Source organism: Rhodopirellula maiorica SM1, from assembly GCF_000346295.1.
GTDB lineage: Bacteria > Planctomycetota > Planctomycetia > Pirellulales > Pirellulaceae > Novipirellula > Novipirellula maiorica.
Map to the genome: position 1 here is coordinate 1 of NZ_ANOG01000021.1, position 9,667 is coordinate 9,667.

Annotated in this window: 7 protein-coding genes and 1 pseudogene; 3 read left to right on the forward strand and 5 right to left on the reverse strand. The window is 54.4% G+C overall.

What is annotated here, in order from left to right; translation table 11 throughout:
* Positions 1-92: 92 nt before the first annotated feature.
* On the forward strand, positions 93-668 hold the full coding sequence (thpR, locus tag RMSM_RS00740) for an RNA 2',3'-cyclic phosphodiesterase (protein WP_008690092.1): 576 nt from the start codon (positions 93-95) through the stop codon (positions 666-668).
* A 1,159-nt stretch (positions 669-1,827) separates the two neighbouring features.
* Positions 1,828-2,715 (forward strand): hypothetical protein, encoded by an 888-nt coding sequence (locus tag RMSM_RS00755; RefSeq protein WP_144057263.1) that lies wholly within the window; start codon positions 1,828-1,830, stop codon positions 2,713-2,715.
* Positions 2,716-3,180: 465 nt separating this feature from the next.
* Here the strand turns inward: RMSM_RS00755 and RMSM_RS00760 are convergent, their stop codons facing one another.
* The 5 genes from RMSM_RS00760 to RMSM_RS00780 all read right to left on the reverse strand — a co-directional run bounded on the left by RMSM_RS00760 (position 3,181) and on the right by RMSM_RS00780 (position 8,762).
* Positions 3,181-4,881, reverse strand: a complete 1,701-nt coding sequence (locus RMSM_RS00760) for a hypothetical protein (RefSeq protein ID WP_008690095.1) — start codon at positions 4,879-4,881, stop codon at positions 3,181-3,183.
* Positions 4,882-5,044: 163 nt separating this feature from the next.
* Positions 5,045-5,434 (reverse strand): hypothetical protein, encoded by a 390-nt coding sequence (locus RMSM_RS00765; RefSeq protein WP_008690097.1) that lies wholly within the window; start codon positions 5,432-5,434, stop codon positions 5,045-5,047.
* A gap of 165 nt (positions 5,435-5,599) precedes the next feature.
* The gene (locus RMSM_RS00770; protein WP_008690098.1) at positions 5,600-6,013 is read right to left on the reverse strand and encodes a hypothetical protein; all 414 of its coding nucleotides are present in this window, start codon (positions 6,011-6,013) and stop codon (positions 5,600-5,602) included.
* Positions 6,014-6,615: 602 nt separating this feature from the next.
* Entirely contained in the window at positions 6,616-7,416 is an 801-nt protein-coding gene (gene trpA / locus RMSM_RS00775) for a tryptophan synthase subunit alpha (protein ID WP_008690100.1), read from the reverse strand.
* A 38-nt stretch (positions 7,417-7,454) separates the two neighbouring features.
* Positions 7,455-8,762 (reverse strand): glucose-6-phosphate isomerase, encoded by a 1,308-nt coding sequence (locus RMSM_RS00780; protein ID WP_008690102.1) that lies wholly within the window; start codon positions 8,760-8,762, stop codon positions 7,455-7,457.
* Between the two features lie 259 nt (positions 8,763-9,021).
* On the opposite strand from RMSM_RS00780, the pseudogene RMSM_RS00785 reads away from it, so the two are divergent.
* Positions 9,022-9,667, forward strand: a pseudogene (locus RMSM_RS00785) (2,3-bisphosphoglycerate-independent phosphoglycerate mutase); the annotation flags it as partial.

A 9,667-nucleotide genomic window follows, 5' to 3' on the forward strand; every position in this document is an offset into this window, starting at 1 on the left:
TCACGTCAGCCGAACGATCCGAAACTCACGCATCCGATCCCCGTACACCTATCCCCACTCCCTTCACGTTGATTGCAATCGCGGTTTGACTCATGCAAACGATACGCTCCTTTATCGCCATTCCGTTGTCGCTACAAGTCGGACGCAACGCGTCTCGCTTGATCGAGGCGTTGTCGGTTCCTGGCGACGGCATTCGCTGGGTCCCCAAAGACAATTTGCATCTGACGCTGAAGTTTCTCGGCGAAGTCGACAATGTCGAAGTCCCGCAGGTCTGCAAGATCATCCGCAATGTCACTCAAGACTTCGAACCCTTTGATCTCGATTTTGCCGGCGCCGGTGGCTTCCCGAACCTCGATCGCCCTCGCGTGTTGTGCGTCCATATCGATGATCCCACCAATTCACTCAGCCAAATGGTTGCACGTCTTGAAACCGAGCTTGCCGAGATCGGCTTCAAGCCGGAGCCTCGCGATTACGTTCCCCATCTGACCCTGGGACGAACCAAAGGAGGCTCGCGTCGTGCCAGCGGCGATGTGCTCGAGCGTGTCAAAGCCCACACCGAGATGAGGCTCGGACAGATGAACGTCGACACCGTCGAATTGATCGCCAGCTTCCTTGAGAAACAAGGCCCGAGTTATCAAGTCATGGACACGATCGACTTAGGCGAATAGATGACGCCGCTGCTTCCACAGGCAACTCTTAATCTTAATCCTACTCTTAATCTTAATCCCGTGATCGCAATCGGGTTAGGGCTGCGCCACCCCAAGAAGATTAGGATTAAGAGTAAGATTAGGATTAAGAATCGAAAGTAGACGACGCCCTACGAGAGTTCGATCACGAGAAACAATTCGCTAGCTGCACTCGGATGCACCTGCGTCAGCGGGACGTGGATCATGGGATCCGAGTCTCTTCTCTCGCGAATCTTTACAGATTTAATTGTTAGGGCAATGCCATCGACTTGGGTACTTGACGTGTAGGTAGCGAACACGTTGTTGTTGTCGTGATTTTTGGTTTCGCAATTTCTCTGCCACCTCTCCACCAACTTCGTCGGTAGAGAAGTTACTGCAGTATCGGCCGGCAGAAAACTTACTCCCAATTCCGTCGTCAATACCAGCGTTTTAGCAGCCTAACGCAGGCCGCCCGTCTCGCGTTCAATTGTCTTGTGACTCCAGCGCAAAACTGGGATCTGATATGGTCTAGATCGCCGTGGCTCGATTGGTCGCCCGGTGGTCCAAATTATTAGCGAAAGGTCAATGTATGTTTACGTTCTTAACCTATAGTCTTGCCAAATTAGAGGATGTTGAGCTTGCGAAGACGGAAGCGGCCATCCGTGATCATGTCACTAAGCGGGATAAGCTGAAAAAGGCCAAATTCACAAAGAGCAACGCCTCTCCGATTTTTCGTGTCCAAATCCCACCATGCACCCCAGTTTGGCCAGATGTATGAAAGTGTGAAAAAGGGATGATGATCGATCGGATTTTACATATTCCTTTTGCACTAAAGGACTTTGTTTCGTTGCTTCCGTTGGTGCGAAGCCATCCAGGGAAACTCGAAGTCTCCGTGTCAATTGTGTGGCCGCGGCATGGCGTTTTTTTAATTCAGCTTCCGCTCAAATCAATCCACGAAAGAGTTTATCGCGGCTTTTCACTGCGTCTTAATCCTCATCCTAGGCAGCGTCACAGTGAATTGTTCGAAATGCTGAAGTGCATGTTTGGGAAGGTGTCAAAACTTTGGTCCGTGGAAGACGATTTCATTGTCACGCCCACCAATTGCAAGTTTTCCAATGATTTCACTGATACGCCTTCTGGAAGGATCCGTTGCACCAACGAAATGCAAACTCCTGACTGGGCGGCGACAATGTCGTACGCCAACATTGAAGACTTTCAATTTGCTTCGCAGTTGGCTGAGAAAACGGCGAAAGTGCTTGTCGAATGTATGGGCAGACCGAAATGCATTGAATTGAAAGTCGCGTCATTTGTTGAAGAGGCCTCCATCACTGCCAGATATTGTCAATCACTTGCACCGAAATGGTACACTGATTTTTATCCATCCCCGAATAAAAAGTTCAATCCATTCCAACATCCAAGACACAGTGAAGGCACTCTGATTTATCCGGTTGCCTGGAACGCGAACCGCGCCAACGAGATCGACATGGAGGACTTCATGGATATCTATACTGCCGTTGAGCATCACCCGGATGGTTCGAGCCTGTTATTGGCAACCAACCACGACGACGCTTGGCTGAAGGATGCCGTCACCGAAGCGGGCTACGGTGATCAATTCGAATTGCTTGGCGACGAAGCGAAATTCGCCGACATCAAACCACTCATGAAAAAAGTCAAAGCACTCGCAAAGGTGAAAACCGTGAACTACCCCACCGTCGAATTGCCGGGAAACGCTTCTCTTGATGTGGCTTACGAACAAGCGGTTGCCACGTTTGAATCAGCGGATTTGTACGTTCATCGTCACGAAACGTTTAGCTCGCTCGGTGGCGTCGGCAAAATGTTCTCATGCCACGAGGACGAACGCAACGATACATTCATTGTTCACGCCGGTCCTTGGACCGATGACGCCATTGAGGCGATCAAGCGGGAAGCGGAGTCTCTGTTGGAGATGCAGGGTTTCATGGGATGTACGGGAGTGCAGATCATTGCAACCCATCCGCTGCCAGCTGAGCTAAGTCCGTTTGCAAAGATCGAAAGTTCCAGACCTTCTTGATGGTCTGGCTCGTGTTTTGCCTGGTCACGGAGTGGCGATAGCACCGAATAAAGGCCGGAGGCCGACACACTTGCTGCCGGTGTTGTTAACCACCGGTAAGTGGATGTAGGAAAACATAGCCCGGAGGGCGACACACTTGCCGACAGTGTGTCGGCCTCCGGCCTTACAGCGACAGGTCGCACTTCTGTACCGTTGGCTCACGCCAACGGCAGAGGTTGTGACGGCCTCCGGCCTGGTGCATTGCCCATTATTTCTGCAGGCTGCTTAAGGGGGACACAGGGTTTTTCGGTGGTGTTCGCTACGCTCAAACCACCGGCTAAAATGCTGGAATTCCTATCGGCATCGGCCTGGAATTAGATGTTTAGGATAAAGATATTGTGCGGCCGGGAGCCGCGTATTGCCCGGTGCCTTGCGGCCCACGGCTCACTGCTGCTGGCTAATTCAACAAGTCGATGTCGCGATCGGTTACTGACTGATTTCGAATGGGATGCTGGCTTGGCCGTACTTCTTGCCCTGGACGTCTTCCATTGTTAACTGCAAACGATAGTTTCCAGCCGGTAGCTGCTTCGGTAGATGCATCTGGTAGGCGATGAAATAATCACGCAGATAGTTGCTGGAGGTCTGTTGATCGGCAGGCAGCAATTGGCTGGCGACTTTTTGATTATCCGCATCCAGAATGTCGTAGCTGCCTTGCAGATGCGTTTGAAAACCACTGTCGATTTTGCGGGCGATGAAGTTTTCGACTTCACAATACAAAATGACCTGCTGGCCTGATTGGAAACGGTTGCTACTGAACGGTTTGATTTGGCCGTATGCCAAGATTTCGGTACAGAAGGCCAGCGAACGAACTTCCAGCGAATCGGTCGCGGCGGCCAAGTACTTGGTGGCCTCGCGTAATTGTGGTAGCGCCGAACTGAAGCGGCGGCTTTGCACCGGATGTCCGTCGGGGTCGACCATCGTCCACAACCCTAGCAGTTGGTGACGCAAGTATTCTTGTTCTTTGTCGGTCATCCCTTCGATTTTTTCGACCGCTTTATCGGGATTGCCCGCTAACACCATCAAGTGACGGGCGGTGATGACCCGGCGTGCTTTCTCGGCTTCGGACTCACCCGGCGTGGCCGATGCGACTCGTTTTAGCAGCGTCTCGTACAACAGTTGGTCGGAGATTTCGTCGACGTTCGGCGCTGCTACCGTTGCAGTGGTGGGGGCCGTTGCTGGTGACTGCATTGCTGCCGTGGTGACCTGCGGTGGATCTTGCTTCGAAGCCGTTGCGGAAACCGGTTTAACCGATCCCGATTCGTCGGTCGCGGGTGCGTTAGCAACATCCGAAATCGATTGGACGACCGCTTCTTCTAATCCGCCCGGTGTCGATGAGGAACTGTCCGAAGCCGATTGAGCGACCGCGGTTTCGCTTTTGGGTTCTGGCTTGGTTTCGTTTTCGTAAGTGATTACGACTGCAGACTTGTCTGGGGAGTCGTGATCCGATTCGCTTGACGCCGCCGAATGACTGGCAAGTCGGTTCACCGGTTCGCTTGCCTTTTTGTTCTTCACCGCAAGCAGGTCATGTTCGGTTTTCAGCGATTCGCGGATCGCTTTGTCCAGCCCGCTTGGTTGTGCGGTCGAGTCGGCGTTGCGAGACAAGACGGCGACCAATTGGCGAAGCGCTTGCTCTTTCACCTCAGGCGTCGTGTTGGCGAACGCCTCCATCAACTCGTCGTCCGACAATTTGGATTTATCGTCCGGTTGCGGACGACTCGCAGGCGAGGATTCGGATGGCGTGCGTTTGGCAACCGCATGCGTCTCGTCGGGGCTCGATTTGGATTCGGGTTTCGCTCGCGAGTAAGCCGACGCTGTGCTGCGTGGTCGACTACTGGCGGTCGATTTCGGATTCGATGGATCGGTCTGGCGATGTGTGGCCGCAGCGCGGTGAGGATTCGTCTGTTGGTCGTTGCTGCTAGCGACATTTGAACGTGATAGATCGGATCCCGCACGTGGATTGGTCGATGCCAATCGTTGCCGTGGTGATTCCACCTCAGGCAAATCGACCGAGTCGTGTTGAGTGATTTTGAAGATGTTCCCGGCAGGCATTTGCGAACGACATCCCGAAACCCCAATCGCCGTTGCGATCAGTGAGAATGAAATCCATTTCGATGAGCGAGAGAGCATCGGGGCCTCGCGAGGGTTCTTGAGCTATTTACGGTCTGTTCCGACGGATCCTTCCGTAGCGAAACAAGCATTATTTGCTTCGACAGTCGCCGACCCTACAAAAAATACCCGCGCAACGACAACTGCAAACCAAGCCAATTTCTTAGCTGAATTGCTAGCAATTTCACTCGGCTTCTTCGGCTTCGTAGGCTTCGATCTCAAACGGGTTGTCGCGATAGCCATCGCGGCCGCGCAGGAAAAGGATCGCCGAGAACAGCAAGTACAGCGGTACAAACATTGGCCCCCAACGCTCGTATTGACGTACATGGACTCGTTCGTGTCGCCGGGTGAAATCGAGTGCCGATTCGTTTTGTCCAAAAACGACGTGTCCTAGCGTCAATGCTTGCGCACACACAATCATGTGCCGGAGCAACCAGGCGATTCGGGGGCCGTGGATTTCGATCACTCCGTCGACGCGTTGGAATCGTCCGTTCAAGATCAGCCCGATTGCGATGCCGGTGATCGTGTAGGGAGACGCCCATAGGTAGGCGATGATTTGGACGGCGATACGCACGAGCGACCTTGGGAAACCGAAAACAGCCTGGAAAGCAGCACACGGATTGTACCGTGCGTGCCATCCAGGCTGTTGTTTATGATAGTTTTGTTGATCGTTCCGCGATCATGACACCGGACCGCAAAACGATTCAGAACTCCGATTTCCAGCTCGATCCTTAGCGGACTACATGTCGGCGATTTCGCTCTCGATTTCGTCCTCGAGACTCGAATCGGTGTCGCAGTAATCGCTGCCCTGTTCGTCGATGCACAGCTCTTCGCGTTGATCGGCATTCAGTTTGACATAGCCAAGAGCGCGAATGACTTCCAAGACTTCACTGCAAGTAGGGAACATGCGTCCGGCCGAACGCTTGTAATCGTCCATGGCTTGCATGAATTCGATTTCTTCTTGATTGTAGTCGCGTTCGCAAGTGGTTGGATCGATGTGGCGACGACGCTGTGTTTTGCGTCGCGGCTTGGCCATCACGTTGGTATCAACCGCGTTTGGGTTGCCACCGCGTCGCTCATTCCGCTTGTTGCGACGATCAAGAGTGAGGATGTTCTTATCTTCCGCTGGATTGGCAGTGACGGTTTTGGTCATTGGAGTGATGTCCCGTTTTGGTTGGAAGAGTCTTTTGGGTTGCAACAGTGGCTAGCTGTCGCAAAGACTCTCGTAACAGCGATGGTATGTGGTGGGCCAAAAAAACGTAGCACACCACTTGAGTAAACTTGGCTGTTTTCGGGTACTTTTCCGATTAGAAAAGCGGTGCGGGCTGGGAAACCCGTCCGCTTGTGACGGCTGTACTGGTTGCACGGAAAGATCCGTTCGCTTTTGGGCTGTACCTTTCGGCCCCATGCCATCTACTTGGGCGTCCCATTGGGTGATGTTCAAGTAGTGGAATTCGCCAGAATTCCCCGTGTAGTGGAATACGCCAGAATTCCCCGTGTAGTAGAATTCGCCAGAATTCCTGTGTTTGCTGTTGAAGCACCGGGAACTCTGGCGAGTCCCACTACGAAACTGGCGAGTCCCACTACCAAAGTAGGATGGCACTCGACGGGTGGCATTTGTAGCGGTGCGGCGCGGGGCCTCGCCCGGTCTAAACCGAATGTTTTACTCGCCGCAACCGGACGGCTCGCGCCGTGCCGCTATCAAAGTAGATGGCCGTCGGCTTACAGCCCGCGGCCCAAGGACCACCAAGGGACCTATGCGGCGTCGATTGCCGTTCGCAGCTCGCCGACAAACTCGCTGACCTTTTTGACGGCGTCTTCGGTTCCGTTGGATTCGGCGATCCGGCGTACGATCGCCGATCCCACGATCAATCCATCAGCGACCGGTGCCAAGGTTGCAGCGGTTTCAGGACCGCTGATTCCGAAGCCGATACAGATCGGCAGATCGGTCTGTCCCCGCAGCCACTGGACGCTCTCTTGCAGGTCCGGCGGCAGCTTGGTTCGTTCGCCGGTGATTCCGGTAACCGAGACGTAGTACAGGAACCCGGACGACGAATTGGCGATTCGCACTTGTCGTTCTTTGGGGGTAGTCGGTGTGACAAGTTGGATCAAATTGAAATCGGCGTCCTCGCAGACCTTTGAAAACGCTTCGGCTTCTTCGACCAACAGATCGGGCACAATAGCGCCGACATAGCCCGCTTCGATGGCTCTTTTGACATACGCTTCGGTACCGACGCGATGAATGATCGAATAGCTGACCATCGTGACGCGAGGCATCGTGACGTCACTCGCCACGCGTTTTCCCATGTCAAAAACGCTCTGCAGACGGAATCCTTGATCGAGGGCACGTTGGTAGGATGCCTGGATCACGGGCCCGTCGGCGATCGGGTCACTATAGGGGACACCGACTTCGCACAAATCGGCTCCGGCGGCCGAGAGGTTGCGGAGCACCGCCTCGGTGGTTTCGATCGAAGGATCACCGGCGGTAATAAACGGCATCAATGCCTTCTTCTTGGATGCTCGCAGCTGGGTAAAAAGTTGGTCAATCGCAGACATAGATTTGTGCAGAGAACGAGGAATCAAGGGATGGCAAGTTATACGTCAGACGCGGCAATTTTCCTACAACCGGTTTCGATCGCGGTCGAGATCATCAACATTTGAAACAGCTGTCCCAGTGTGAATGTGTCGATATGGGGCAAGTCGAAGTTGGTCGTCCGGTAACCTCGGCGATGGACCGTTTCGCAGGAGGTGTCGATCATGTCGGCCAATAATTCAGGGATGGTCGCGAGCGTTTGGTCACGGGCCGCGTCCTCGGAATCCCCGTCATGCGTGAATTTCGATGACCGCAGCGGGTCCATTCGCCACTTGGCGGTCGACCAATGATGGATCACGGGACGCTGTTCGGGGCACATGGGGGCAGCGGGCAACGATTCGGACGATTCCAGTTGGCGAAGCAGTCCGCTGGGGTGAGAAATGACCGTGCTGGCAAGCGGTTCGTCTACGATTTGGGTATACCAGCGAGCTACCGAGGCCAGGGCTTCGGTCCACAAGCAAATGATCCGCGACGTGGGGATCGATCCTCGGCTGGCCGCGACGTACTGCATCACCCAATTCTCGTTGGGATCCGCGGTTCGAAAGTGCTCGTTCATCGCCACGGCTCCTTCGAGCAGCTTCATGCAATCGAGTGCCAACAACGCGGCTGGCATCAAACCGGCGGCGGTAAAAATGCTGTGGGATTCGGCGATCGGAGTCGGATGGTCGTAAATTTCACGGCATCGGTTGGCCAGAGCAAATTGACGAAGCGGTCCTGATTCGCCCGTGATCGGAATCAGGTAATCGCCCAAGGATTCGTCTGGCGACCGTGCCAGCGACGCTTTGAGTGCCTTGATGAAATGCGGCAGAACGACCGATGTTTCGCGAGTTTCACCGCTGGGGTCGATCACGATCAATGCCCAGCGAGTCTCCGGAGCGGTTTCGCCGTAGCCGCCGCTGCGAAGCCGATTGAGCAATGCCCCGATCGAATCGCTGTCCAGATGATTGCCAACAAAATACATCCGCGGACGACTTCCGCGACCGGCTCGGCACAGCTCGTTGTGGTAAGGGTCACAGCAGGCGTCTCGTAGCGCGATCGGGCCAGCCGTGGCAGCCTCGGACCCCAACACGACGACGGCATCCATTTTGTCGGGAATCGAGTTGGCAATTTTGAAGATGCGGCCGACTTCGGATTCCTCGCGAATCGCTGCATAATCCGCCAATTGTTGGGCAGGCAGCCGAAAAAACGGCATTTCCTGGATTGCGGGGCGGAGCGAATCGGCCTCCGCTAAAAATTTCCCGTACAGCGTCTCGTCGTGTCCAAAATCGGCAGAAAAAGCTCGGGATGCGTCAAAACGCAAAAGACTCATACAGGATCAAGGGGCAATGGGTAACGGGTGCGGGGTGGCGAGTGGGGGTAGCAAGTGAGTTCGGCGTACCCTTTTTAGAGTTACCGCCATGACTGCAGCGGTAGATTAACCGACCTCGCGAGAACTTCGAAGCGGACACGAGGTTCCGAATTTCGTTCGGGTTGGCTAAAACGAGAGGGATTCGCCCCGCGTGCCCCAAACACGCGTCTATCAAAAATGCGTCTATCAAAATCCACCATTCTGAATAAGCGAGAGAGCCTTGACCAAAGTTCGCCGAAAACCTGTTGTTTTGATCGTCCGCGACGGATGGGGAGAAAACCCGTACCCCGAGTGGGACCATGCCAACGCCGTCAAACTGGCAAAGACTCCGGTGGCCGATGAATTGATGGCCAAATATCCCAACGTCCTGATCCACACCTCGGGCGAAGACGTCGGGCTACCCGCTGGCGTGATGGGCAACAGCGAAGTGGGGCACCAAAATATCGGTGCGGGCCGAATTGTGGACCAAGAGGTGATGCGAATCACCCGTGCGATTCGTGACGAATCCTTTTTCAGCAACGAAGTGCTGCTCGAATCGATCGAGCACGTCAAGAAAACCGGCGGCACACTGCATCTGCTCGGCTTGATGTCCGACGGACGCGTGCACAGCGATTTGGATCACGCGATCGCGATTGTTGAACTCGTACGTCGCTCGGGGCTTGATTCCGAAAAATTTGCCGTCCACGCGATCACCGATGGACGTGACACCTCGCCGACCGGAGGCAAGGCGTACGTTGAAAAAATCGAAGCGGCGATGAAGGAAAAAGGCGTCGGTCATATCGCGACCGTGATCGGACGCTTCTATGCGATGGACCGCGATCTGCGCTGGGAACGCGTCGAAGCAACCTACGACATGATGACTAAGG

What these genes read in the sequence shown, in the direction of transcription:
- RMSM_RS00755 (WP_144057263.1), top strand. Translation starts at nt 1,828, where the DNA reads ATGCAAACTCCTGACTGGGCGGCGACAATGTCGTACGCCAACATTGAA.
- thpR (WP_008690092.1), top strand. Translation starts at nt 93, where the DNA reads ATGCAAACGATACGCTCCTTTATCGCCATTCCGTTGTCGCTACAAGTC.
- RMSM_RS00770 (WP_008690098.1), bottom strand. Translation starts at nt 6,013, where the DNA reads ATGACCAAAACCGTCACTGCCAATCCAGCGGAAGATAAGAACATCCTC.
- trpA (WP_008690100.1), bottom strand. Translation starts at nt 7,416, where the DNA reads ATGTCTGCGATTGACCAACTTTTTACCCAGCTGCGAGCATCCAAGAAG.
- RMSM_RS00780 (WP_008690102.1), bottom strand. Translation starts at nt 8,762, where the DNA reads ATGAGTCTTTTGCGTTTTGACGCATCCCGAGCTTTTTCTGCCGATTTT.
- RMSM_RS00760 (WP_008690095.1), bottom strand. Translation starts at nt 4,881, where the DNA reads ATGCTCTCTCGCTCATCGAAATGGATTTCATTCTCACTGATCGCAACG.